Source organism: Novosphingobium sp. 32-60-15, from assembly GCF_002280675.1.
Classification (GTDB): Bacteria; Pseudomonadota; Alphaproteobacteria; order Sphingomonadales; family Sphingomonadaceae; genus Novosphingobium.
The window spans coordinates 1-25,238 of the sequence record NZ_NCEN01000003.1 but is presented as its reverse complement, the minus strand read 5'-3'; the positions used below and the strand labels follow the sequence as shown (position 1 = coordinate 25,238).

At 58.8% G+C, this 25,238-nt stretch carries 25 protein-coding genes; 18 read left to right on the top strand and 7 right to left on the bottom strand.

Features of this window, described 5'->3' with window-relative positions:
• Position 1: 1 nt before the first annotated feature.
• The 3 genes from B7Y89_RS02990 to B7Y89_RS02980 all read right to left on the bottom strand — a co-directional run bounded on the left by B7Y89_RS02990 (position 2) and on the right by B7Y89_RS02980 (position 4,998).
• Positions 2-1,375: a class II 3-deoxy-7-phosphoheptulonate synthase gene (locus B7Y89_RS02990; protein ID WP_292935616.1), complete on the bottom strand. Its 1,374-nt coding sequence runs from the start codon at positions 1,373-1,375 to the stop codon at positions 2-4.
• Positions 1,376-1,493: 118 nt separating this feature from the next.
• Positions 1,494-4,370, bottom strand: a complete 2,877-nt coding sequence (locus B7Y89_RS02985) for a M16 family metallopeptidase (RefSeq protein ID WP_292935614.1) — start codon at positions 4,368-4,370, stop codon at positions 1,494-1,496.
• Positions 4,371-4,449: 79 nt separating this feature from the next.
• Positions 4,450-4,998 carry an FKBP-type peptidyl-prolyl cis-trans isomerase gene (locus B7Y89_RS02980; RefSeq protein ID WP_292935612.1) on the bottom strand — a complete coding sequence of 183 codons (549 nt, stop codon included), beginning with the start codon at positions 4,996-4,998 and terminating at the stop codon, positions 4,450-4,452.
• Positions 4,999-5,133: 135 nt separating this feature from the next.
• Between B7Y89_RS02980 and B7Y89_RS02975 the strand changes: the two genes are divergently transcribed.
• The 12 genes from B7Y89_RS02975 to B7Y89_RS02920 all read left to right on the top strand — a co-directional run bounded on the left by B7Y89_RS02975 (position 5,134) and on the right by B7Y89_RS02920 (position 14,082).
• Positions 5,134-5,712: a NifU family protein gene (locus tag B7Y89_RS02975; protein WP_292935951.1), complete on the top strand. Its 579-nt coding sequence runs from the start codon at positions 5,134-5,136 to the stop codon at positions 5,710-5,712.
• 4 nt (positions 5,713-5,716) lie between these two features.
• Positions 5,717-6,334 carry a tRNA (adenosine(37)-N6)-threonylcarbamoyltransferase complex dimerization subunit type 1 TsaB gene (gene tsaB, locus B7Y89_RS02970; protein WP_292935611.1) on the top strand — a complete coding sequence of 206 codons (618 nt, stop codon included), beginning with the start codon at positions 5,717-5,719 and terminating at the stop codon, positions 6,332-6,334.
• 20 nt (positions 6,335-6,354) lie between these two features.
• Positions 6,355-6,828 (top strand): GNAT family N-acetyltransferase, encoded by a 474-nt coding sequence (locus tag B7Y89_RS02965; protein WP_292935610.1) that lies wholly within the window; start codon positions 6,355-6,357, stop codon positions 6,826-6,828.
• Between the two features lie 165 nt (positions 6,829-6,993).
• Entirely contained in the window at positions 6,994-7,434 is a 441-nt protein-coding gene (locus B7Y89_RS02960) for a MucR family transcriptional regulator (protein ID WP_292935608.1), read from the top strand.
• Between the two features lie 115 nt (positions 7,435-7,549).
• Positions 7,550-7,972 (top strand): Fur family transcriptional regulator, encoded by a 423-nt coding sequence (locus B7Y89_RS02955; RefSeq protein WP_054107900.1) that lies wholly within the window; start codon positions 7,550-7,552, stop codon positions 7,970-7,972.
• Positions 7,956-8,729 carry a lysophospholipid acyltransferase family protein gene (locus B7Y89_RS02950; protein ID WP_366415543.1) on the top strand — a complete coding sequence of 258 codons (774 nt, stop codon included), beginning with the start codon at positions 7,956-7,958 and terminating at the stop codon, positions 8,727-8,729. Before B7Y89_RS02955 ends, B7Y89_RS02950 begins: the two co-directional genes overlap by 17 nt.
• Positions 8,730-8,762: 33 nt before the next feature.
• The gene (gene miaB, locus B7Y89_RS02945) at positions 8,763-10,082 is read left to right on the top strand and encodes a tRNA (N6-isopentenyl adenosine(37)-C2)-methylthiotransferase MiaB (protein ID WP_292935604.1); all 1,320 of its coding nucleotides are present in this window, start codon (positions 8,763-8,765) and stop codon (positions 10,080-10,082) included.
• A gap of 108 nt (positions 10,083-10,190) precedes the next feature.
• Entirely contained in the window at positions 10,191-11,228 is a 1,038-nt protein-coding gene (locus tag B7Y89_RS02940; RefSeq protein ID WP_292935603.1) for a PhoH family protein, read from the top strand.
• A gap of 97 nt (positions 11,229-11,325) precedes the next feature.
• Positions 11,326-11,829 carry an rRNA maturation RNase YbeY gene (gene ybeY, locus B7Y89_RS02935; protein ID WP_292935601.1) on the top strand — a complete coding sequence of 168 codons (504 nt, stop codon included), beginning with the start codon at positions 11,326-11,328 and terminating at the stop codon, positions 11,827-11,829.
• A gap of 19 nt (positions 11,830-11,848) precedes the next feature.
• Positions 11,849-12,790, top strand: a complete 942-nt coding sequence (locus tag B7Y89_RS02930; RefSeq protein WP_292935599.1) for a hemolysin family protein — start codon at positions 11,849-11,851, stop codon at positions 12,788-12,790.
• A gap of 9 nt (positions 12,791-12,799) precedes the next feature.
• Positions 12,800-13,681: a LysR substrate-binding domain-containing protein gene (locus B7Y89_RS02925; RefSeq protein ID WP_292935597.1), complete on the top strand. Its 882-nt coding sequence runs from the start codon at positions 12,800-12,802 to the stop codon at positions 13,679-13,681.
• The gene (locus B7Y89_RS02920; RefSeq protein ID WP_292935595.1) at positions 13,681-14,082 is read left to right on the top strand and encodes a hypothetical protein; all 402 of its coding nucleotides are present in this window, start codon (positions 13,681-13,683) and stop codon (positions 14,080-14,082) included. Before B7Y89_RS02925 ends, B7Y89_RS02920 begins: the two co-directional genes overlap by 1 nt.
• A 1-nt stretch (position 14,083) precedes the next feature.
• Here the strand turns inward: B7Y89_RS02920 and B7Y89_RS02915 are convergent, their stop codons facing one another.
• Complete coding sequence (locus B7Y89_RS02915; protein ID WP_292935593.1) at positions 14,084-14,863, bottom strand: inositol monophosphatase family protein; 780 nt, start codon at positions 14,861-14,863, stop codon at positions 14,084-14,086.
• Between the two features lie 153 nt (positions 14,864-15,016).
• Between B7Y89_RS02915 and B7Y89_RS02910 the strand changes: the two genes are divergently transcribed.
• Both B7Y89_RS02910 and B7Y89_RS02905 read left to right on the top strand, forming a co-directional pair.
• Positions 15,017-15,961, top strand: a complete 945-nt coding sequence (locus B7Y89_RS02910; protein ID WP_292935591.1) for a helix-turn-helix domain-containing protein — start codon at positions 15,017-15,019, stop codon at positions 15,959-15,961.
• A gap of 37 nt (positions 15,962-15,998) precedes the next feature.
• Complete coding sequence (locus tag B7Y89_RS02905; RefSeq protein ID WP_292935590.1) at positions 15,999-16,352, top strand: hypothetical protein; 354 nt, start codon at positions 15,999-16,001, stop codon at positions 16,350-16,352.
• Positions 16,353-16,359: 7 nt separating this feature from the next.
• On the opposite strand, the gene B7Y89_RS02900 is transcribed toward B7Y89_RS02905, so the two are convergent.
• Complete coding sequence (locus tag B7Y89_RS02900; RefSeq protein ID WP_292935589.1) at positions 16,360-17,295, bottom strand: ribose-phosphate pyrophosphokinase; 936 nt, start codon at positions 17,293-17,295, stop codon at positions 16,360-16,362.
• Between the two features lie 102 nt (positions 17,296-17,397).
• Here B7Y89_RS02900 and B7Y89_RS02895 point away from each other — a divergent pair, with 102 nt between their 5' ends.
• The 3 genes from B7Y89_RS02895 to gltX all read left to right on the top strand — a co-directional run bounded on the left by B7Y89_RS02895 (position 17,398) and on the right by gltX (position 20,932).
• Positions 17,398-19,065, top strand: coding sequence for an NAD+ synthase (locus tag B7Y89_RS02895; protein ID WP_292935588.1), 1,668 nt, complete (start codon positions 17,398-17,400; stop codon positions 19,063-19,065).
• Positions 19,066-19,142: 77 nt separating this feature from the next.
• The gene (locus B7Y89_RS02890; protein WP_292935586.1) at positions 19,143-19,577 is read left to right on the top strand and encodes a hypothetical protein; all 435 of its coding nucleotides are present in this window, start codon (positions 19,143-19,145) and stop codon (positions 19,575-19,577) included.
• Positions 19,578-19,603: 26 nt separating this feature from the next.
• The gene (gltX, locus tag B7Y89_RS02885) at positions 19,604-20,932 is read left to right on the top strand and encodes a glutamate--tRNA ligase (protein WP_292935584.1); all 1,329 of its coding nucleotides are present in this window, start codon (positions 19,604-19,606) and stop codon (positions 20,930-20,932) included.
• A gap of 2 nt (positions 20,933-20,934) precedes the next feature.
• Here gltX and glmS read toward each other — a convergent pair whose 3' ends face one another.
• The gene (gene glmS / locus B7Y89_RS02880; RefSeq protein WP_292935582.1) at positions 20,935-22,758 is read right to left on the bottom strand and encodes a glutamine--fructose-6-phosphate transaminase (isomerizing); all 1,824 of its coding nucleotides are present in this window, start codon (positions 22,756-22,758) and stop codon (positions 20,935-20,937) included.
• A gap of 84 nt (positions 22,759-22,842) precedes the next feature.
• Positions 22,843-23,553, bottom strand: a complete 711-nt coding sequence (locus tag B7Y89_RS02875) for a methyltransferase domain-containing protein (RefSeq protein WP_292935580.1) — start codon at positions 23,551-23,553, stop codon at positions 22,843-22,845.
• Between the two features lie 479 nt (positions 23,554-24,032).
• On the opposite strand from B7Y89_RS02875, the gene B7Y89_RS02870 reads away from it, so the two are divergent.
• Entirely contained in the window at positions 24,033-24,995 is a 963-nt protein-coding gene (locus B7Y89_RS02870; protein ID WP_292935578.1) for a sulfotransferase domain-containing protein, read from the top strand.
• The last annotated feature ends 243 nt before the right edge of the window (positions 24,996-25,238 follow it).

Sequence of the window (25,238 nt, the reverse complement as noted above, 5' to 3'; positions counted from 1 at the left end):
TTCAGGCTGCTTCGGCTTTTGCCACGCCGCGTTCGGCGTTGAGGGCTTCGGCGAGGAGGAAGGCGAGTTCGATGGACTGCGCCGCGTTGAGGCGGGGATCGCAGTGGGTGTGATAGCGGTCGGCGAGGCCTTCTTGCGTGATGGCGACGGCACCGCCGGTGCATTCGGTCACGTCGCGGCCGGTCATTTCAATGTGGATGCCGCCCGCGTGAGTGCCTTCAGCGCGATGGACCGCGAAAAAGCCCTTTACCTCGGTCAGGATGCGGTCGAACGGGCGCGTCTTGTAGCCATTGTCGGCCTTGATCACGTTGCCGTGCATCGGATCGCATGACCAGACCACGGGATGGCCTTCGCGTTTTACCGCGCGGACAAGCGGGGCAAGGCCTGCTTCGACCTTGTCGTGACCAAAGCGGCTGATCAGCGTCATCCGGCCCGCTTCACGCGAGGGGTTGAGCGTATCGAGCATCTTGAGCAGCGCGTCGGGCGTCAGCGAGGGACCGCACTTCATGCCGATGGGGTTGTTCACCCCGCGCAGGTATTCGACATGCGCCGAACCTTCAAAGCGGGTGCGATCACCAATCCACAGCATGTGCGCGCTGGTATCGTACCATTCACCGGTAAGCGAATCCTGCCGCGTCATTGCTTCTTCGTATTGGAGCAGCAAGGCTTCATGGCTGGTATAGAAGCTGGTGCCCTGAAGTTGGGGCACGGTGCGCGGATCGATTCCGCAGGCTTCCATGAAATCGAGCGATTCGCCGATCTTGTCGGCCATTTCGCTGAACTTGGTGGCCCAGGGGCTCTTGCCGATATGATCGAGCGTCCACTGGTGGACCTGCCGCAAATTGGCATAACCGCCGGTTGCAAAAGCGCGCAGCAGGTTCAGCGTTGCGGCGGCCTGGCTATAGGCGCGCAGCATGCGTTCGGGATCGGGGATGCGCGATTCGGGCGTGAAATCAATGCCGTTGATGTTGTCGCCAAGGTAGCTTGGCAGTTCCACGCCGCCGATGGTTTCAACCGGTGATGAACGCGGCTTGGCGAACTGGCCCGCCATACGGCCAACCTTTACAACAGGCTGCTTGCTGGCAAATGTCAGCACAACCGCCATTTGCAGCAGAACGCGGAAAGTATCGCGGATGTTGTTGGGATGGAATTCGGCAAAGCTTTCAGCGCAATCACCGCCCTGCAGCAAGAAGCCCTTGCCAGCAGCAACTTGCGCAAGATCAGCTTTCAGCGCGCGGGCTTCACCCGCGAACACCAGTGGCGGAAAGCTTGTCAGGGTCTGCTCGACCTCGTTCAGCTTTTCAGCGTTCGGATAAGTCGGCAAATGCCGTCCTTCAAATCCGCGCCATGAATCCGCAGTCCAGTTCTGTGCCACAATGACCATCCTTTCAAGAGGCGGGGCCATAAGCCGCGCGCGCAAGAATTGCAAAGGAAGCCTTGCGTTCACGGCAATCGACTGGGCCGATCAGTCGCCCAGCCGATGTTATTACAGCTTAAGGCGCCTGCTTTTCTGGCAGAACTTTCAAACGCCAGCTTTTGTCCGGGGTGAGATAGCGCGCAGCCAGCGCCTGCATCCGGTCGGGCGTGGTTTGGCTATAATCGCTGAGGATTGTGCGGATCGCGGCGATTTTGCGCGGGTCATTGGCCGCGCCTTCCAACTGGAACATGTAGAAACCGTTGCCGGTGCTGGCGCGGGTGATCAATTGCTTGAGCGGTTCGGTTACGCGGCCAATTTCATCGGCTGTGGGCGGATTGGCGGCAAGATCTGCGGCGATTTTGTCTGCCGCTGCATAGAAAGCGTCAAAATCCGTCGGGCGCAACTGGACAGTTGCCGAAATGTACCCGCCCGATGGCAGGTCAAGCGGCCAGCTTGACCCAACTTGGGGGGCATAGCTTGCCCCGGTCTTTTCGCGCATCGCATCAAACAGGCGATTGTTGAAAATCTGCGCGAGGATTTCAAGCTGGCGGCTTTCGCGCACGCCGGCCTGCCCGCCACCGGTTGGCCATGCCACCACGGCTGCGGCCTGTGATGGATCACCGCGATGCGTCAGGACCAGCGGTTCGGCATTGTGCGCGGGGATATTGGGCGCAAGATCGGACGCTGGCGCGGCGGTACGCGCGGGCAATGCACCGAAGGTTTTTTCCAGCGCAGCCAAAGCCCGTTCGCGGTTGAAATCGCCGAACATGTCGATCTCTATCGGGCCTTGCGCTACCAGCGGTTCCCATGTGGCACGGAAGCCTTCGGGGGTTACCTTTTCCAGCTCTGCCGGATTGGGCGTGGCATAGCGCGGATCGCCATCGCGCAACAGCCATGTCAGGTCGCGGCCCAGCACGGCCATTGGCGAGGAATTGTAGCTTTCATATTGCAGCTTGGCCGCCGCTTTGGCGCGCAAAACAGGGTTCGGATCCCAGCGCGGCGTGGCCAGTTTGGCTGCCATCAGGTAAAGCTGGTCTTCAAGATCGGCAGGGCGCGTATCGGCAGACATGCGGAAGGCGGTGTCGTCGATATCGAAATCGAGGCTGAGCTTGCGGCCTGTGGCAAGGCGGTCCAGATCATCACGACCCAATGTGCCGATGCCGCTGTCCATCAACGCCACTGCGCCGATGCGGCCATAGACCGCGTTTTGCGGCGTGATTGCGCCATAACCACCGCCGAAGCGCGCCTTGACGATGATACGTCCCGGTTCTGCATCATTGGGCCAGAGCAGAACCTTGACGCCGTTGGACAATTCGATCTGTTCTATTCCCAGCAGGCCGATGGGCCGCGCCGATGCGACGGTGCCGGGTGTGCCGACGGGGGGCAGATCGGAAAACTTGAGCGCATTGGCCGCAACGCGGCTGCCCGATGCCGCATCAACTTTGGCCGTGAGCGCGGCGCGCAAGGCGGCTTCATCCGCTTCACCGGCTTTTGGCGTGATCATCATCGGGCGGATGACGGTGCCCTGAAACAGTTTGCGGGTGCTGGCCAGCACGGCTTCGGGTTTGAAGCGCGGGATCGATTGCTTGAAGATTTCGTAGACCGTATCGGGGTTGGCCACCGTTTCGCGGATATCAACCGCGTTAACGATATCATCTGCCGCCTTCGATCCGGCAAGGGTGGATTGCGTTTCAACGCCCACCTTGAAGGCCACTTCAAATTCGGCCACTTCGCGGTCAATCTCCTCTTGCGAGGGCGGCGTTGCCAAAGCATCGGCGATGACCGACCGCACATCGGTGACGGCGCTTTTCCAATCATCGCCCAGCGGGGTGACGGTGACGATGGTAGCATCGGCCGAGCGGGACAATTCCTGCTTCATTTCATCAACCGAGGCGACCAGATAGCTGCCGCCACCGCGCGCGCGGCCTTCAAGGCGGCGGTTGATCAACGCCAGTGCCAAACGATCAACCATAAGGCCCTGGTTGTAAACGATGGTATCGTTGACTTTGACCCAAGGCCGCAGGATTGCCCAATTGACGATGCGCGGCAGGTCAGGTTCGACCAGCACTTTGGCCTCACCCACCGGATTTTTGGGATCAAGCCCGGCAGGAGCCACGGGTTTGCCAAAAGCGGGCTGTGGCGGCTTTTTGCCCGCCACTTTCCAGCCGCCGAACCACTGTTCAATCCGCGCGATCAAGGTGGCAGGATCGGCATCGCCAGCAACCACGATGACGGTGTTATCGGGGCGATACCATTTGTCGTGGAAGGCTTTGACCGCTGCCGCATTGGCCGCTTCAAGTGTTTGGACGGTGCCGATGGGATTGCGGGCTGCGAGCAGTTGCCCTTTGAAGAACAAGTCGCGCGTCTGATCGAGCACGCGCGACTGCGGGCTGGTGCGTTCACGCATTTCGGCCAGCACAATCGGCACTTCGGTCTTCACGCCGGGATCGGTAAAGACCGGCGCGATGATCATGCCCGACAAAAGCTTGAAGGTTTCATCCAGCTTTTCTGGCGAGGCTTGCGGGATATCGAGTTTGTAAACGGTTTGCGTCGGGCTGGTTTCGGCGTTGGTATCACTGCCGAAGGTTGCGCCCAGACGCTGCCATGTCGGGATGGTTTCGCCTTCTTTCAGGTACTTTGATTCCCTGAAGGTGAGATGTTCGAGCAAATGGGCATAGCCGCGCTGGGCATCGGTTTCGTACATCGAGCCTGCATCCACCAGCACGCGGATGGAAACCTGTTCGGGCGGTACGCCATTGTGGCGCACGGCATAACGGATGCCATTGGGCAGGACGCCGAAAGTCCACGCCTTGTCCTGCGGAACGTCAGACCCTTTGTAAAGCCACGGAACTTGTGCGCCAGCAGGGGCACGGGCCTCTAATGGAGCCGCAGACAGCAGCAGGAGGGGAAGGAGAAGGCCAAGGCGCCGGGCGCGCAAAACAGGTGATCGCATCGCCCGACTATAGGTGGCCTTGATATGAAGGACTAGTGAATAGACCTTCGAATTTTCGCCTTATCGCGGGCTTGCCTTATCACGGGCTTGGCGGCGCGCTGGGCTGCGCGCCTTGTGCAGCGCGTATCGCTTCAACTTCAGCGGCGGTTTTGAATTCCAGGAGTTCAACCTGAAATACCAGATCGGAATTGGCGGGGATAGGGCCGGATTCCTGCGCGCCATAGCCGAGCGCGGCTGGCACGCAGAAACGCCATGCGCTGCCCTTTGCCATCAATTGCAGGCCTTCGGAAAAGCCGGGAATGACATCCCCAACCGGAAAGGCCGCTTGCATACCCTGATCGAATACTGCGCCAGTAGTGGCAAGATAACCGATGTAATTGACCAGTGCAAAATCAGCCTTTGCAGGCTTTGGACCTTCGGCGGGCTTCAGGGCCATTGTGCCAAGGCCGGTGGCGGTTCTGGCGCTGCACAAACGCTGCCCCGCGCCCACGATCGGGTTGAGCGGCAATGGAATGGCCTGTGTCGATGGCACTGGCGGTTTCGGCGGCGTTGCGGCCAGGACGGGCGTTGCCACAGCGGTCAAAAGTAAAGCGGCGGTGCGGCATAGCGCTTGGGCTGAGATCGTCATGGGCAGAGCATAGTCGATCAAAAGCGCACGCGCCAAGTGCGGAAGGCCAAAATTTCCGGAAAAGCGGGGCAGTCTTTGTTAATACGACGCATTTAGTCCACTTGACCCTGCTTGCAGCAGGCTTACATGCAATCCATGTTTATCGAAACCGAAACCACGCCAAACCCCTCCACGCTCAAGTTCCTGCCCGGGGAACTTGTCATGGCCACCGGCACACGCGAGTTTACTTCGCCCGAAGCGGCAGAAGCATCGCCATTGGCCCAAGCGCTGTTTGATCTGGGCGATGTGACGGGCGTGTTCTTCGGGCGCGATTTTGTTTCGGTGACGGCGGCTCCCGGCGTTGAATGGGCCAGCCTGAAACCACAAGTCCTGTCGCTTTTGCTGGATCACTTCGTCGCGCAGGCGCCGCTATTTACACCCGGCACTGCCGCAGGGATTGCGGTTCCTGCTGACGGTGATGATGATTTCAATGATGATCCGGCCGATGCGGAAATCATCGATCAAATCAAAGACCTGATTGAGACGCGCGTCCGTCCGGCAGTTGCGAATGACGGCGGTGACATCATTTATCGCGGTTTCCGTGAGGGCGTGGTTTACTTGCAGATGCAGGGGGCCTGTTCGGGTTGCCCGTCATCCAGCGCCACGCTGAAGAACGGCATTGAAAGCCTGCTGAAGCATTACGTGCCCGAAGTTAGCGAAGTTCGAGCCGCCTGACGTAATGCGGACTCTGGTTATCGACAGCGCGACAGAAAGTTGCTCGGTTGCGCTGATCGACGATGGCGTATTTGTTGCCGGTGAATGCGTCATATTGGGCCGCGGCCATGCCGAACGGCTTGTGCCGATGATAGCCAACCTGCCCGACAAGGGCAGCGCCGATGTGATCGCGGTGGATATTGGCCCCGGCAGCTTTACCGGCATCCGCGTTGGCCTTGCCGCAGCCCGCGCGCTGGCCATGGCATGGGGTGCAAAGTTGCAGGGCTATGAAAGCCTGGCACTGGTCGCCGCAATGGCGCAGGCGGAACATCCCGGCATGGCAGTCGATGTATGCATGACCGGCGGCCACGGCGAATGGTTTGTCCAGCCGTTCGCGCCCGACGGAAGCGCCATTGCTGCGGTGGCGTCTGTGACGCCTGAGGATGCAGTTTTGCGCTGCGTTGCGCCTGTCGTTGCCGGCAGCCAGGCTGCCAGCGTCGCGCTAAGCCGTCCCGATGCCATAGTGCTTGATTTGCGGCCCGATGCGCGCCGCTTTGCGCTGCTCGAAGCCGCCACTCTTCATGACGATCCCAGACCGAGCTATGGCCGCGCACCCGACGCGCGGTTGCCAGCGACGGCCTGACGGTTACGGCAACGCCCGACATGCACGCGCCGGTCGATGACATCGACAGAATTATGTCCGTGATGGAATGTGCCTTCCCGCCTGAATACGGTGAGGCATGGAACCGCAGACAAGTTGTTGATGCGCTGTTGGTTGGGAATTGCCGTTACGGGCTGATTGGCCAAGATGGCACTAACGATTTGCAACCCGGAACTGAAACTGCCGGTTTTTTCATGGCGCGGAGCATTCTTGACGAAGAAGAACTTCTGCTCTTTGCGATTGCGCCACAATATCGGCGGCAAGGTCTTGCTCACCAATTGTTAAGTACATTTATCAAGCAATCACGCGCCAATGGTATGGCGCGTATCTTCCTTGAGATGCGGCGGGACAACCCGGCAGGTTATCTCTATGCAGCACACGGTTTCAGGGAAATTGGTGTGCGCCCCGCCTACTACCGCACATCAGCAGGCAATCGGATTGATGCAATCAGTCAGGAATTGACCCTTAGGGATTGACGCAATACTTGTCGTGTCTTGCGGGAATGCAGCCAGCACACAAAAAAATAATCAGGTATGGTTGTATTTTGAGTGGACTCATCTACAAAGTGTGATCCATATCACATTCATTATATTCAAAAAAACGAAGGCTCGGGAAGAGCAAGCAAAAAAGGTTGGTTCGCAATGAGTGAAGTACAAATCGACATGCGTGAAACATTGATCACCCTGACGTCAGACATCGTTGCTGCCCACGTCAGCAATAACAGTGTGGCCGTCAGTGATCTGCCCGTGCTGATTACGAATGTTTACACCGCGCTTGCCGGTCTTGATACACCCGTCGTTGCTGAAGAGCCGATGCCAGAACCAGCCGTATCGATCCGCTCGTCAATCAAGAACGATCACATCGTTTGCCTTGAAGATGGCAAAAAGCTGAAGATGCTGAAGCGCCATCTTTCTACGCGTTACAACATGACGCCAGACCAGTACCGCACACGCTGGAACCTGCCTGCCGACTATCCGATGGTTGCGCCTGCTTATGCTGAAAAGCGCCGCGAACTGGCCAAGAAGATCGGCCTTGGCCGCAAGCCTGCGCCAAAGCGCGGACGCAAGCCTGCTGCTGCCTAAACAGCACACAATATCGACTGCGCAATCGTATTGCGCACAGTTGAAGAATCGGCCCACCGCTCTATAGATCGGTGGGCCGCTTTCTTTTTGGCGCTTTCATTTTGACGGAACCCCAGTGCACCAGGCCATCGACATCGAAGCCCTTTGCGCAGAACGTGGACTGCGCATTACGGACCAGCGCCGCACAATTGCGCGCGTGCTGTCGGACAGTGATGACCATCCCGATGTTGAAAAGCTTCACGAACGCGCGTCATCAATTGACTCCCGCATCTCGATCGCCACGGTTTACCGCACGGTGCGCCTGTTTGAAGAAGCCGGCATTCTTGACCGCCATGACTTTGGTGATGGTCGTGCGCGCTATGAAGCGACGCCTGAGGCCCACCACGATCATCTGATTGATGTGGAAACCGGCAAAGTCATCGAATTTGTCGACCCTGAACTCGAACAGCTCCAACGCCAGATCGCCGAGAAACTTGGCTATCGTCTGGTTGATCACCGGATGGAGCTTTATGGCGTGAAGCTTGACCGCGACGGTTGACGCCGCCTGCCGCACCAGCCGCTCGTTGATGGGCCGGGTGCGTATAGCCTTGCGCTTGTCCGCAATGCTGCTGTGGCTGATCATATGCGTGCCGCTTTATTACGTGTGGCGCATTTTGCGGCTGCACAATCCGTGGCCTCGCCTTTTTCTTGGCGGAATTGCGCGCATTGCAGGTGCGCAAGTAAATGTGGAAGGTGCGCCTTATAAAAAAGGCGCGTTCCTTTTGGCCAATCATGTCAGTTGGCTTGATATTCCTGTTATTGCGGGCGTGACCGGCAGTGCATTTGTTGCACATTCAGGTCTTGCAGAACACGGCCTGCTGAAATGGCTGTGCCAGATGAATGACACAGTATTCGTTGCGCGCCATGACCGCCGCTCTGTCCATACCCAGGTTGAACACGTCCGCGCGGCATTGACCGACACCGGTGCGTTGACGGTTTTCCCCGAAGGCACGACCAGCGATGGCACCGGTTTGCTGCCGTTCAAATCATCCCTGCTGTCCGCCCTTGATCCACCGCCCGAAGGTATTGCAATCCAGCCTGTGTGGCTTGATTATGGCGCGGACGTTACCGCGATGGCGTGGGTGGGCGAAGAGCCGGGACTGGATAACTTCCTCAAAATCCTCGCTCGCCGCCGCCGCCAATGTGTGACCGTGCATTTTCTGCCGTCATTGGACGCAAGTGAGACCGCCAACCGCAAGACTATGGCTGTGGCTGCGCGCGAGCGCATCATGATGGCGATTGCGCGCAAGCGGTAGCCAAGCGCGCCCAAATCCCGTATCGGCGCGGCCATGTCTGCAACCACCGCCCCCAAAACCTTCCACGTCAAAAGCTTCGGCTGCCAAATGAACGTCTATGATGGCGAGCGTATGGCCGAATTGCTGGGTGCGCAGGGCATGACCGCCGTGGGCAAGGGTGAAGATGCCGACCTGGTCGTGCTGAACACATGCCACATCCGCGAACGGGCCACGGAAAAAGTTTACTCCGACATCGGCCGCCTGCGCCGCGATGACGGTTCGGCACCGCTGATTGCCGTGGCCGGATGTGTTGCGCAGGCCGAGGGCGAGGAAATCATGGCCCGCGCCCCTAGCGTAAAGGTTGTGGTGGGCCCTCAATCCTATCACCACTTGCCCGAAATGGTCGCGCGCGCTGCGGCCGGTGGCCGTGCCACGGAAACCGACATGCCTGCCGAGGCCAAGTTTGCCGCCCTGCCCAAGCGCCGCAAATCGGGGCCCTCTGCGTTCCTGACGGTGCAAGAAGGCTGTGACAAATTCTGCACCTATTGCGTTGTGCCTTATACGCGCGGTGCCGAAATATCACGCCCGTTCAATGATCTGGTCGAAGAAGCAAAGCTTCTGGTAGCGGGCGGCGCGCGCGAGATTACCTTGCTTGGTCAGAACGTGAATGCGTGGGCTTCCGAAGATGACAAGGGCCGCGCGGTTGGTCTTGACGGGCTGATCCGCGCGCTTGCCGCCGATCCTGATCTTCAGCGTATCCGCTATACTACCAGCCATCCCAATGACATGACTGATGGCCTGATTGCGGCGCATGGTGAAATTGATAAGTTGATGCCGTTTCTGCATTTGCCCGTCCAGGCGGGCAGTGACCGCGTCTTAAAAGCGATGAATCGCAGCCATACGGTTGAAAGTTACCTGGCCTTGCTGGACCGGATTCGCGTTGTACGTCCCGATATTGCGCTGTCGGGTGACTTTATTGTGGGGTTCCCCGGAGAAACAAACTCCGAATTCGAGGAAACTTTGCAAATCGTTGATGCGGTTGGCTATGCGCAAGCCTTCAGCTTCAAGTACTCGCCGCGCCCCGGCACGCCTGCTGCAACGATGGCCGATCATGTGTCGGCCGCCGAAATGGATGAACGGCTGCAACGCCTTCAAGCAGCGCTGCAACGCAATTCATTGGCGTTCAATCAGAAAAGCGTCGGGCGCCGGTGCACGGTCCTTGTTGAACGCAAGGGCCGCCAGCCGGGGCAATGGCTCGGAAAATCGCCATGGCTGCAATCGGTGCATTTTACCGGCGATTATGCGGTGGGTGATCTGGTGGACGTTGAACTGGTCGAAGCAGGCCCAAATTCGCTTTCCGGGCGCGTGCTCTAAATCTTTTGTGGAATAAACGCACTTGGGCGCGATTTGCCCTTTAGCTGCCTTGCGCGCGTCACATCCGTTCTTATTCTCTGTATCAGGCCCCTTACCTGAAAGGAGAGCATGGCCCGTAAATTCTCCCGCGCCCACGATGAGGCGCATCATCGCCCGGATCACTCCAGGCCAGATCAACATCGACGGGCACGCGTCGAAGTTGAGTTCGACGAGCAGACGGTGCTTGGCGCACTGTTTGGACAGTTCGATACCAATCTTGTGCTGATTGAAAATCGTTTGGGAGTTTACATTTCAGCGCGCGGAAACCGTGTGTTGATTGAAGGGCCCGATGATTCCGTGGCCCGCGCGCGCGACGTGCTGAAAGGCATGCACCAGCGATTGCTGAGCGGGCAGGAACTTGACGGTGGCGCCGTTGAATCGCTGATTGCGATGTCGGTTGAACCAACGCTGGAAGGCATCATCAGCGGCATGCCCGGTGGCCCGCCGCCAATCATGATCCGCACGCGCAAGAAAACGATCATTCCGCGCAGTCCGACGCAGATCGAATATATGAAGGCGCTGATCAGCAATGACGTGATCTTTGCGCTTGGCCCGGCAGGCACCGGCAAGACATATGTTGCGGTGGCGCAAGCCGTGGCGCAATTGATGTCGGGTTCGGTCCAGCGTTTAATCCTGTCGCGTCCTGCGGTGGAAGCCGGTGAAAAGATTGGTTTCTTGCCGGGCGACATGAAGGAGAAGGTCGATCCGTATCTTCGGCCGCTGTATGATGCGCTGTATGATTGCATGCCGCCAGAGCAGGTGGAACGCCGGATTGCCAGCGGCGAAATTGAAATTGCGCCTATCGCATTCATGCGCGGGCGTACGCTCGCCGATGCTTTCGTGATTTTGGATGAGGCGCAGAACACCACCCCTGCGCAGATGAAGATGTTCCTCACCCGTTTTGGCCAGAACAGCCGAATGGTGGTGTGCGGTGATCCCAAGCAGACCGATTTGCCCGGCGGCGTTGGGGCCAGCGGATTGAACGATGCCACGCAAAGGCTTGAAGGCGTGGAGGGCATTGCCATGGTGCGCTTCAACATTGCCGACGTGGTGCGCCATCCCATCGTCGGGCTTATTGTTGAAGCCTATGAAGGGAAGGATGCGTGAGGAGTGTTTGGGCAGGCTGTGGTGCTGACTTTAGCCGCGTAGCGTCTGTGCACCACCACCCCCAACTTACCTCCTCCGAAGAAGAGGGGGCTGCATCGTGACGGCTCCTACACTGGAGATCGATATCGACCCGGTTTGGGGGGATGATGTTGATTGGGAAGCTTTGGCCAATAGGGCGGCTGAGGCAACGGCCAAGATTGTGCCGGAAATTGCCCGTGAAAACCTGCTTGTCAGTCTGGTCATGGCTGATGATGAGGAAGTCCAAGCGTTGAACAAGCAATGGCGGGCAAAGGACAAGCCAACCAATGTCCTGTCCTTCCCTATGCTGTCGCGCGATGAAGTGCTGGTGGCAGCGGCCAATCAGAATGCGCCCGGAATGCTGGGTGATATGATCCTTGCTCATGGCGTTTGCGTGCAAGAAGCGGCGGAAAAGGGCGTGTCGGTCGAGACGCACGCAATCCACCTTGTGGTGCACGGATTGCTGCATCTGGCGGGCTACGATCACGAGCTTGGCGATGCCGAGGCCGAAGAAATGGAGAATTTGGAGCGGAAGTCACTTGCGTTGATGGGCATCGCCGACCCATATGCGGTCGAAGACTGACAGCAAGGAGTTCCAAATAGTGCCCGAGGGCAATGACTCTGACGGTGAAGACCGATCCGGAGACGCAGACAGTAGCAGCCGCCCGTTATGGCGTGCCATCAAGGTCTTCTTTCGCGGACCGGACGCCGACCAGTCGCTCCGCGCCCAGATTGAAGAGGCGATTGACGAACATGAAGGCGAGCCGCGTTCCGCGAATGCGGGAAAGGGCGATCTTGTTCCGCTTGAACGCCAGATGTTGCGCAATCTCCTGCATTTCAGCGAGCATGACGCCGACGACGTAGCGATTCCGCGTGGCGAGATTGTTGCCGTGCCCGCATCTGCCACGTTCGAAGAAATCGTCGCTGCTTTTGCCGAACATGGCCACAGCCGAATGCCGGTATTTGGCGAATCGCTCGATGAAATCATCGGCATGATCCATGTTAAAGACGTGTTCGTGATTGTGGCGGGCATGTTGTTATCAGGCAAAGCACCGCCGAAGGACTGGACCAGCCTGATGCGCCAGCCGTTGTTTGTGCCGCAAGCGCGCGGCGCACTTGACGTATTGGCGGACATGCGCAGCCGCCGTACGCATCTGGCCGTGGTTATCGATGAATATTCCGGGACCGACGGTATTATTACCATCGAGGACTTGGTCGAAGAAATCATCGGCGAAATTGAAGACGAGCATGACGACGCGCCGCAAGAATTGGTCTGCCGGATCGATCCCGATACGTGGGATGCTGATGCTCGTGCCGAACTGGATGACGTAGGCGAAATGATCGATCCGAGGCTTGCAGAAGTTGAGGAAGACGTCGATACGCTGGGCGGCTTGGCCGTGGTACTGGCTGGTGAAGTGCCACCTGTCGGACGCGTGCTTGAACACGCCAGCGGCTGGCGATTGGAAGTGACAGGGGGCGATGAGCGCCGCCTTACCCGCCTTCGGTTGCATGCGCCAAAAGCCGAAACTGTTGATGACGAATAGGACGAACCAATGATCCGCCGCCTGCCCCCGCTGCGCTCGCTTGAGGCGTTTATTCGCGTCGTGCGGGCAGGGTCGGCCAAAACGGCCGCTGCGGAACTGGCGCTTAGCCCGTCGGCGCTATCGCGCCGGCTGGGTGCGCTGGAAGAGTTTGTCGGCAAACCCTTGTTTGAACGCAAGCACCAGGCCTTGAAGCTGACCGAAGAAGGCCAGCAATTGTATGATGCGGTAGCCCCGCTGATCGATGAAATGGCCGATCGTGTGGACCGGTTGATCGACACGGGCAAAGTCATGCGGCTGCGGCTGGGCGTATTGCCGCTGTTTGGCAGCCAGCGCTTGTTCCCGCGCCTTGGCGAATTGCGCAAGTTGCACCCGCAATTGCACATTGATATCGATTCAGGCCACGCGGCGGAAACCAAGCTGGGTGATACGATTGACGCGGCGATTGTCCTGTCCGAAGGGCCGGATGCATCGCTGCATTCGGTGCGGCTGGATCACAACCGGGTTCATGCGATTACGTCGGTGGCGCTGGCCGAGGAGCTTGGGCCGAGACCGGATGTAGCCAAGCTTTCCAAGCAGACGTTTCTGGTTCACAACGATTTACCAATGAGCTTTGAGGCGTGGAAAAAAGCGCTGCATTTTGAAAAGCTTGAGCCTGCAGCGATTGACCATTTCGACTCAGGACAGCTGATCCTTGAAGCCGCTGCCCAAGGGCTTGGCATCGCGATCATGCACGATGACCACTATCACCGCAGCCATGATTCACGCCTTGCGCGGCTTTATGACATTGATGTCGACAGCCCCTATTCCTATTGGTTCGTGTGCCGCCCGCGCGCGTTGCAATCACGCCCGGTGCGCCTCTTCCACGATTGGATGCTGAAGGCCGGGTTGTGATGACGCACAACCGCCGCCGCGTGACGGTGGTGAGAATCCACTGCCCCGTTTCGCCCGAAACGCTTGAAGCTATGCTGGCTGGGGATGCAACGGCGCTTGAACGCGACCGGACTGCTGCTGCGATTTTGGCGGTGATCCGGTCAGACAAGACCTTGGGCGACTTCGGCCTGTATCACGGCGTTGTCGAGATCGGGATTGGATGGGAGAGCTTTACCCCCTCGCCCGATGCCGCGCCAGCGCTGGGTTCCGCAGGCGCTGCTACCCTATCGCCCACGGTCATACTGACCACATATGCTGCGGCAGAGGCTGACATTGAAGGCGCGCTTGCCGCGTTGATGGCTGCTCACCCTTGGGAAGTGCCGGTCATTGAATTGGCGCAGGCCGAATTGCTTCTCCGATAGCTCAATGGTGGCAGGCAAGCGCCTCGACCACATCGTCGAGCCGCGCCGGATCACCCAGCGCAAGGACATGCCCGTCTGATCCTGCGTGTAACGGATCGCCGTTCCAGTCTGCCATCGTGCCGCCAGCGCCTTCGACGATGGGCACAAGTGCGGCCCAGTCATGCAATTTCAGCCCCGCTTCGCACACCACATCCAGCTGGCCGGTGGCGAGCATGGCATAATTGTAGCAATCACCGCCCATGACCATGCGCTTGTGATCGGTCTTGGCAGCAAGGCCCATGAAATGCGCGCCGTCGTGATCATCGAAGTAATGCGGGCCGGTGGTGGCCAGCGTCGCTTCGATCAATTCGCGGCAGGGGCGCGTGCGGACGGGCTTGCCGTTGAGCGTGGTTGCCATGCCGGTGGCGCCGATCCAGCGCTCGCCCGTGATCGGCTGATCCATGACGCCCATCACGGGGAAGCCTTCGACCACCAGCGCAATCAGCGTGCCGAAAATCGGGCGTCCGGCAAGGAACCCGGCGGTGCCGTCAATCGGATCGAGCACCCAACTGCGGCCCGAAGTACCGGCGGTTGAACCAAACTCTTCACCAATAATCGTATCGCGCGGAACTTCGGCGGTCAGTATCCGCCGCATCGCTTCTTCCGCTGCGCGATCAGCCATCGTAACGGGGGTATCATCCCCCTTTCGCTCTGCCATGACGGTACGGAAATAGGGTTTGATTGCTGCCGCCGCTGCATCAGCAAGGCGCATGGCGAGGGCAATATCGTGTTCGAGCTTCATCGTGTCGCTCTGCGCTTTTCCATGGCCACAGGTCAAGCCGCTGAATGACGAAGCGCCAAAACACCATATCCTTTGATAGGCCGTGCAAAACCGCACAGACAGAGTCATTCGGCAAGGCTAACTAGAGTTAACGATGGTTCAGGGGGCGCAAAAGTGAGTCGCAGCAGCAAGCCGGCGATTGATCGTGCGGTCGTATCGGCGAACGGTGCAACCCGCGATGGACAGCCGATTTCGTTCAGCCGCGCACCCGCCCCTGATCTTGAACGCTGGGTTGGCCGGTTTTACGTGACCATCGTCGATATGCCGGACGACCACCGGCTTGATTGCGGTTTATTGTGCGATTTCGCCTGTATCCGGGTGCAGACGCGAGGGAAGTGGGAGGCACTCACCAGCGATGGACTGAAACATTCCGGTCAGGCGGCCATGCTGTTCGGCCCGCATTCGCGGCGCATGCCCGTGAGCGTGACCGGCAGCTTTACCAGCGTCGGTGTCTTCCTGCGCCCCGGCGCATGCCATGCGTTGAACGGGCCGGAAATTTCAGGTCTGACGGACAATCTGGCCACGTTTACCCAGTTATACATGCCCGAAGCGCGCTGGATCAACCTGTTCGATCCTGATGCCACGCCCGAGGAATGGACCTTGGCGATGGAGCAGGAAATGCGCCGCCTGATCGCGGATCGCGCCGTGCGGGAACCCGAGCCGATTTCAGCACGTTTCGAGGCAGCAGCCTTTGTCGATCCGACCGTGTCAGTCGCGCAACTGGCCGATGACATCGGCGTTGAGCAGCGCCGGCTTGAACGCATTGTCCGGCGCGATTTCGGCATGACGCCCAAGCAAGTGCTGCGCCGCGCGCGCGCGCTGGATATGGCCAGCCACTTGCGCGGGGTGGCCGATCAGGATGAAGCAGAGGCGCTGGCGCTGCGCTATTACGACCAGAGCCACCTGATCCGCGAATTTACCGCGATGTTCGGGATGAGCCCGCGCCAGTTTGTGGAGCGGCCACAACCGCTGATGACGATTGGTCTGGAAACACGGCAGAGCCGCCGCCTTGAAACGATCCAGCGCATTGCTCCGGGCGGAATCAAGCCCTGGGAATGATGTTGCACACCGACGTTGTGCTGCGTATCGCCAAGACATGGCAAAAGCTGATCGTCTCGAACGTCTCGACAAGCGCCGCGCCGAAATGGAAGCGGATTATCTGGAAGCCCTGATCGAGGCGCTGCGCGTGACCGCAGCGGGCAAATGGGGCTTGTTCGACCATAACGCCGACAAGATCATGCGGGCTGCCACCGCGCCGGTGATCGAGAACCTGCAACAGATCGCCGACGATATTGCCGAGGCGCGCGAGACGCTGTTCATGGAACCGTTCACGCTGCACGAGGAGTTTTTGGCAGCGCGCGGAAAGCCAGGCGCGCATGCCGTGGGTGAACCCAAGCAGGCGCGCGCGTGGCTGGAAAAGCTGAGGTTGGCTGAAAACCCGCCGACCTGAGCCTGAATCAATCGAACAGGCTGGAAACCGAGCTTTCATCGGCGATACGGCGCACAGCCTCGCCGATCAGCGGGGCGATAGTGAGCACGCGGATGCGGTCACACGATGCGGTGGCTTCGGTGGGCATGATCGTATCGGTAATGACCAGTTCTTTCAGCGCGGAACCTGCCACGCGGGCGACCGCGCCGCCCGAAAGCACGCCGTGGGTGATATAGGCCGAGACGCCAGCAGCGCCGGCATCGAGCAAGGCTTGCGCCGCGTTGCACAAGGTGCCGCCCGAATCGATGATGTCATCGATCAGGATGCACATGCGGCCATTAACATCGCCGATGATGTTCATCACTTCGGACTGCCCGGGACGATCGCGGCGTTTATCCACAATGGCGAGCGGCGCGTTGTTCAACCGCTTGGCCAGTGAACGCGCGCGCACCACACCGCCAACGTCTGGCGATACGACCATGAGTTCCTGCGAACCGTAACGCGTCTGGATGTCTGCTGCCATGACGGGCGCGGCAAACAGGTTGTCGGTAGGGATATCGAAGAAGCCCTGGATCTGGCCAGCGTGCAGATCAACTGCCAGAACGCGGTCTGCGCCTGCTGTGGTGATCAGGTTCGATACCAGTTTGGCCGAAATAGGCGTGCGCGGGCCGGGCTTGCGGTCCTGACGGGCATAGCCGAAATAGGGCACGACCGCCGTGATCCGCTTGGCCGAGGCGCGACGCAGCGCATCTATGCAGATCAGCAGTTCGAGCAGATTGTCGTTTGCGGGGTAACTCGTCGATTGCACCACAAACACGTCTTCACCGCGCACGTTTTCGTGGATTTCGACGAAAACTTCTTCATCCGCAAAGCGTCGCACGCTTGCCTCGGTCAGCGGCACTTCGAGATAAGCCGAAATGGCGCGAGCGAGCGGCAGGTTTGAGTTGCCGGTCATGATCTTCATGCGTGCGATTCCCTCGAATTTCGATCCCCAAGGGGCCCTTAGCCCAAGATGACAGGTTTGCAACTCTTGCAGGCGATGGGGTTTGCCGCCTAGTGATTGAAAATGGCCGACACGATCAAAATCACCCTCGCCCAGCTCAACCAACAGGTGGGCGACCTTGCCGCAAATGCCGCAGCGATGCTGGCGGTGCGTGAGAAGGCGCGCGATAGCGATCTGATCGTCTATCCCGAATTGCAATTGATCGGTTACCCGCCTGAAGATCTGATCATGAAACCCGCCCTGATTGAACGCGCGGCGGCAGAATTGCAGAGACTAGCCAAAGTGACTGCCGATGGCGGCCCGGCGATGCTGGTGGGATCGGTTTTCGTGCGCGATGGCGCGCTTCATAACGGCGTGGCGCTGCTGGAAGGCGGGCGGATTGCCGCGACCCGCTTCAAATACGAATTGCCAAATTACGGCACGTTCGATGAAAAGCGCTATTTCATGCCCGGCCCCTTGCCCGAACCGGTGCTGTTCAAAGGCGCGATGATCGGCCTGCCGATTTGCGAGGACATCTGGCAGCCCGACGTGTGCCGCCATCTGGCCGAACAGGGCGCGGAAATCTTCATCTGCGTCAACGGCAGCCCATACGAGATCGACAAGGACGTGCTGCGCATTGATGGCGTGGCCAAGCGCCGCGCGATCGATACCGGCATTCCGCTGGTTTACCTGAACCGCGTGGGCGGGCAGGACGAGATCGTGTTTGACGGGGCCAGCTTCGTTGTAGGCCCGGAAGGCGCGCTATGGGTGCAGATGCCCGACTGGGAAGAATCCATTGTCACCACAGTATGGACGAAATCGGAATTCGGGTCTGTGCACCGTTGGCACTGCGAATCAGGCGTTGTCCATGATCTCGCCGAACATCCCGAAGACATTTACTGCGCGATGGTTTTGGCGCTGCGCGATTATGTGAACAAGAACCGCTTTCCCGGCGTTGTCCTTGGTCTCTCGGGCGGGATCGATTCCGCCATTTGCGCGGCCATCGCGGTAGATGCTTTGGGCGCAGACCGCGTGTGGTGCGTGATGCTGCCAAGCATTTACACCAGTCAAGAAAGCCTTGATGACGCTGAAGGCTGCGCGCGAATGCTGGGTGTGAAGCTGGATACGGTGCCGATCAATCCGGCGGTTCTAGGCTTTGAGGAAATGCTGGCCCCCGTGTTTGCGGGCAAGCAAGCCGATACCACCGAAGAGAACATCCAATCGCGCATTCGCGGCGTTACGCTGATGGCGCTGTCGAACAAGTTTGGCCCGATGCTGGTGACCACCGGCAACAAGAGCGAGATGAGCGTCGGCTATGCCACGATTTATGGCGACATGAACGGCGGCTATAACCCGTTGAAGGACGCGTATAAGACCACGGTGTTTGCAGTTTCGCAGTGGCGCAATGGCAAGCGCCCCAAGATCGGGCTTGGACCTGATGGCCCAGTGATGCCCGAACGCATCATTACCAAACCGCCCAGCGCCGAATTGCGCCCGGATCAGAAGGATTCAGATTCGCTGCCACCTTACGATGTGCTGGATGCGATCCTCACCGGACTGGTCGAGAACGAAAAGTCGGTCGATCAGATCGTTGCCGAAGGGTTTGACCGTGCCACTGTGGTGCGGATCGAACGCTTGCTTCACATCGCGGAATACAAGCGCCGTCAGGCCCCTCCCGGGGTGAAGCTGGGTTCGCGCAATTATGGCCGCGACCGGCGTTACCCAATTACGCATGGCTTTCGCACCGGCTGACTTATTGCGAATGATTCGCATTGACGCAAAGTCACGGCGAGCCTAACTTGCGATTCATTCGCAAGAAAGGAATCCTTATGCCAACAAGCGGCTCAGCCACCCAGTTTTCGGCAACGCTCGAAAAACTCGCCCGACCCCGCGACGTGCGTGGATTAACGCTGAACAGTTTGCACATGGTCATGGCCATGCGGCTTTGCGCGCTGTTCGATCAGGCAGGGCGCGATCCGGTGCCCGATCTTGCGCGCCGCTATCGCAGCATCGAGGCGGCTTGCGCGGTGCACGGGCTGGTGCAGACGATCAAACAGGTCTGGCCAGAACCGTTCATGGTCAACCGCCCGTGCTGCCATGCGATGACGCCGGATGAGGTGACGCTTTCGGCGCTGGTTCGCAATGCGCGATCTGGCAATCGCCAAGGCTTTGCGCGGGCGGTCGATGGCTTTGTGCGGGCAGAGCGCCACCCTGCCCTTTATGAGGCAACTGTTCACGCGGTTGCACTGCTCCCTTCCCCTTGAGCGCGGTTGGCGATAGGGCGGGAGGCATGACTACGGTAACGCGCTTCGCTCCATCACCCACCGGCAAACTGCATGTCGGCAATGTTCGTACCGCCCTGCACAATTGGCTGCTGGCCAAAAAGACCGGCGGTAAGTTCCTGCTGCGGATCGATGATACCGATGCCGAACGCAGCCGCGAGGAGCATGTCGATTCCATCCGTGCCGATCTGGCGTGGCTGGGGCTGACGGTTGATGGCGAGGAGCGCCAATCGCTGCGCTTTGAAATCTATGAGCGGGAATTCCGGCGGCTGGTTGATGCTGGCCGGATTTACCGCGCCTATGAAACATCGCAAGAGCTTGATCTGAAGCGCAAAGTGCTGCTGGGGCGGGGCCTTCCGCCGATCTATGACCGCGCGGCGCTGAAGCTGACCGAGGCGGACCATGCGGCGAAGGCCGCGGCGGGGGAAAAGCCGCATTGGCGCTTTATGCTGGATCATGACCAGCCTATCACGTGGGACGATGGCATTCGCGGGGCGCAGAACTTCGATGCCCGCCAGATGTCTGATCCGGTGATCCGCCGCGCCGATGGATCGTGGCTTTATATGCTGCCATCGGCGATTGATGATATTGCGATGGGCGTGACCGATGTTTTGCGCGGCGAAGACCACGTTTCGAACACCGCAACGCAGCTTCAGATGTTTTCGGCACTGGGAGCGACGCCACCGCGCTTTGCGCATGAGGCGCTGCTGACGGGCAGCGAGGGCAAGCTTTCCAAGCGGCTGGGCGCGCTGGGCATGGCGGATTTTCGCGAACAGGGGATTGAGCCCGAAGCCATCGTGACGCTGCTGGCGCGGCTCGGCACGTCCGATCCGGTGGACCCGGCGCTAGATGTGGATGCGCTGGCCGCAAGCTTTGACCTGTCACGCTTTGGCCGGGCGCCTGCGCGGTTTGATGAGGCGGACCTGCACCGTGTCAACGCGCAGATCGTGCACCGCCTGCCGTTCGCCCGCGTGGCACATTTGCTGCCCAAGGGCATGGGCGAAGTGGCGTGGGAGGTGATCCGCCCCAACCTTGCCCATATCGATGAGGCGAGCGGCTGGTGGCAAGTGGTGACCGGGCCGGTTTCAGCGCCCGCGTTTGATGATGAGACGCGCGCATTTCTGGATCGGGCCGCCGCTCTGGCTGCTACGCTCGATTGGGCCGCCGATCCCTGGCGGGCGCTGACAGCGGCGTTGAAGGACAGCACCGGACGCAAGGGCAAGACGCTGTTTTTACCGCTGCGTCAGGCGCTTACCGGACAGGATCATGGCCCTGAAATGGCGGCGCTGCTTCCCCTGATTGCGCAAGAGGAAGCGGTGCGCCGCCTTTCGGCCTGAAGTTATTCGACGGTAACAGACTTGGCCAGATTGCGCGGCTGATCCACGTCGGTGCCTTTGGCGACGGCGACGTGATAGGCGAGCAGTTGCACCGGCACAGCATAGACCAGCGGCGCGATGAGCGGGTGGACGCGTGGCATTTCGATGGTGGCAAGGCACCCCTCGCCTGCCTCGGCAATGCCCTCTGCATCGGAAATCAGCACGACCTTGCCGCCGCGCGCGCGCACTTCCTGCATGTTTGAAACGGTCTTTTCGAACAGTGGGCCGGACGGTGCGAGCACGATCACCGGAACAGACTCATCGATCAAGGCAATCGGGCCGTGCTTCATCTCGCCACTGGCATAGCCTTCGGCATGGATATAGCTGATTTCCTTGAGCTTTAGCGCGCCTTCCAGAGCCAGCGGATAATCCGCCCCGCGCCCCAGATAAAGCACATCGCGCGCAGGCACGATCAGGTGCGCCATCGCGGCGATCTCGTCATCATGCGCCAGCGCCGCGTTCAGCGCAGAGGGCACTTCGATCAGGTGTTCGACAATCGCCGCTTCCTCTTCGCGGTTCATCCGACCGCGCTTTACCGCAAGGTGCGCGGCAAGTGCCGCCAGCACGGCAAGCTGGCAGGTGAACGCCTTGGTGGAGGCAACGCCGATTTCAGGGCCTGCGTGGGTGGGCAGCAGCAGGTCAGCCTCGCGCGCCATCGTGCTGGTGGGCACGTTGACGACGACCGCGATGGTCTGGCCCGCAGCCTTGCAGTGGCGCAGCGCGGCAAGTGTATCTGCCGTTTCGCCGCTTTGCGAGATGAACAGCGAGAGGCCGCCTTCCTCAAGCACCGGATCACGGTAGCGGAATTCGGACGCCACATCGATATCGACGGGAAGCCTCGCGAATTGTTCGAACCAATATTTGGCAACCATCGCAGCATAGAAGCTGGTGCCGCAAGCGACGATGGTGACGCGGTTGATCTTGGCCAGATCGAAATCAATTTGCGGCAGGGCGACGGTCTGTTCCACGCGGCGCAAATAGCTACGCAAGGTTTGCGCGACGACCACCGGCTGCTCGAAGATTTCCTTCTGCATGAAGTGGCGGTAATTGCCCTTTTCGATGGCAGCCGCTGTGGCGCCCGAGGCGACGATAGGGCGTGCGACAAGATTGTTGTCCACATCGAAAATCTGTGCGCCTTCGCGGGTGATCACCACCCAATCGCCCTCTTCAAGATAGGTGATCTTCTGCGTCAGCGGCGCGAGTGCCAGGGCATCTGAGCCAAGATAGGTCTCGCCATCGCCATAGCCGACCACCAAGGGCGAGCCAAGGCGCGCGCCGATTAGCATATCGTCATGGGTGCGGAATGCTATGGCGAGCGCGAAAGCACCGCGCAATTGCGGCAGCACGGCCTGAACCGCGTCTTGCGGGGAAAGGCCCGCTTCGACTTGTTCGGACACCATGTGCGCGACAACTTCGGTGTCGGTTTCGCTTTCAAACGTGCGGCCGCGCGCCATCAGCGCTTCACGCAGGGGTTTGAAGTTTTCGATGATGCCGTTATGGACCAGCGCGACGTGTTCGGTGGCATGGGGATGCGCGTTGCTGGTGGTGGGCGCGCCGTGTGTGGCCCAGCGGGTGTGGGCGATTCCAATCAACCCTTCCGCCGGATGGCGGGCAAGTTCGACAACAAGGTTGTTCAGCTTGCCCTCGGCCCGGCGGCGGACCAGTTGCCCGCCTTCGACCAAGCATATCCCGGCGCTGTCATAGCCGCGGTATTCCATGCGCCGCAGCCCATCAACCAGCCGGTCAGCGACCTGTTCCTTGCCAACGATTCCGATAATTCCGCACATTGCTGTTACTTGATCCTGCTGTCGCCTGTTCCGGCTCTATCGCACGAAATTGTTTGGATTGTCTTTCCAATATTTCGGAGCAGGCTAAACCTCGATCACGAACGTCACTTTGCTCATCGGCTTTACCGCGTTGTGGCGGACTTCGGTGGAGAGCAGCGTCAATCCATGGCCCTGGAAATACGCCTGCCACCGGCGCACGGTCTTGAAAGTGAGCGGCATGGGCATCGAGACGATGGCCATTTTGCCGATGGCCTTATAGGCGCGGATGCTGCCCATGAGGATGTTCGAATAAAAATCGTTCCACACCACAAAGGCCCACTGCCACGGGCTGAAATAGGTATCTTCGAAAATGATGATGCGCTTGCGGCACACGCGCTTCAATTCGGCCATCGCGCGATCCTGATCGACGATGTGGTGCAGCACGAAAGCGGCCATGCCGATATCCACGCTTTTATCCGGCAGCGGGATGCGATCACCATCGAACATCAGCACTTCAACGTCATCATCGGTATAATCGATGATATCGATCCCGATGATGTCGACATCGTGGACGCTGGCGACGTTCTTGAGAAAATCCCCCCGCCCCGCGCCGAAATCCAGCACCTTTTCGCCCGCGCCGACATAGGCCTGCATAGCGCGCAGCCGCGCCGCGATTTCCTTGGCGCGGTTGCGCTGTTGCAGATCGTTCACCAACCCGCGCGGCATCAGCATATAGCCAACCAGCGTGAGGATCATCAGCGGAAAGTAAATCAGGCTAAGCGGCAGTCCGATCAGGAAACGGACACGATCAGACATCGACGGCTGGTACACGCACTTCCCCTAGCGATGGGACCCGCGCTTTGACACAAGGTACGACCCATATCTGAAGCCGCATATAAAGCGCGTGGCAAAATGACAAGACGGTCACAGCCTTACGCAAGTTAGTTAAGCGGTCGATATTTTGGGAATTTAGCGCAAAGAGTTGATGTTTGCTTTGGTTGTGCGCTTCGACAAATTGCAGCCAATCGCCCCTTGAATCTCGGCATTCCTCCCGACCTCGGGAAGGTCTGACACCCCTGCCTTTAACCGTGGCTCTGGAACTGGCGTGGAGCAAGGCGCATTGTTTTGCCAAGTGAACAAAGCGGAAATGGCTTTCGAAGGCCTCGCGCAAGTTTGGTTCGATACGTTCCAAAGCGTCAACGTGATGCCTCCATTTGAACGTCGGATCACGGCAGCTACATGTCTTTGGAATTACACGGATTGACACCCCCGAAGATATCTTAGAAGTCAGTTTTATGAAACAAGAGATCTGGCCTCAGATGCAAGAAGCGCAAACGCCTGATATTGAAGATGACGCAAGTTTTGATGCCGAATCGTGCGTAGACCAACGGATCGAGCGGCTGCTTCTTGTCTGCGGCGCGATAAAAGCAGGAACGACCTGGCTATTCTCAATGCTCCGTCAGCATCCCATGATTGCTGTTCCAAAGATCAAAGAGGTTCATTTTTTTGCTCCTGCCAGCCTGCCTTGGGACCCACTGGCGGACGAAGCGCGAATACAAGCTTTAGTTAACTACTTTGACAATAACGGACCATACGTCAAGCATGCGCCTGAACTTGCCGAAGCAGCAAGGAACGATCTGGAATGGTTTCACAATTATCTTTCGGGACCTATAGATTTGGCTTGGCTCCGTTCCCTCTATGGTCAAGCAGGACCCGACCATTATATTTCGGACTTCAGCCCATTCACAAGCCTTGGAGACCAGAATGACGTAAAACGCATCTGCGATTCGTCCCATAATAGGCGCTTGATTTATCTAATCCGCAATCCAGTCGATCGGTATTGGAGTCACTACAACTTTCATAAGTCGCTGTTCTCGCCGGGCGAGGACATTACAGGATATAATGAATCGTTTTACGCCGATGAACTGGCCGGTGCCGATTTTGCGCTTCACGGACAGTATTATCGTTTTATCGAAATGGCCCAAAGCGTCCTTGAACCCCATGAGTTTCTGGTCCTGCCTATCGAAGATTGCCGGGCTGATCCACTTGCTGCTGTCCGGAAAATCGAGGCATTTCTTGATCTGCCACCAGCGACCTATGATCCGGCCTCTCTAAAGGCCAACGTGTTTCCATCGCGCTTGCTTATGAAACCTGAAGCATTCCAACGCGCGTGTTTGCCCTTGGTAGAGCGAGACTGCGCTGATCTGGACAGGCTTGGTGTTGCGTACCCGGAAACATACAGAGCATTGGCCCTCTAATTTAGCCCCCTCTATGCTCCAGTTGATTGACCAATCAATTCTTCTGACTTTTCTTCAAGTCAGCGATGTATTGCAATTCTGATTTTGCACCTGCATGATCGGGTATCAACTTTAGCGATTTTTTCAGGTTTTTCTCGGCTTTATCTAGGCTCAGGACCCATTAAATCGCTTGCGCTGGCGGCGATGGCTTGATTCAATAGCGGCGTTGAGGAGGCGCTGCTTTTGTCGGAACTCTGGTTGTTG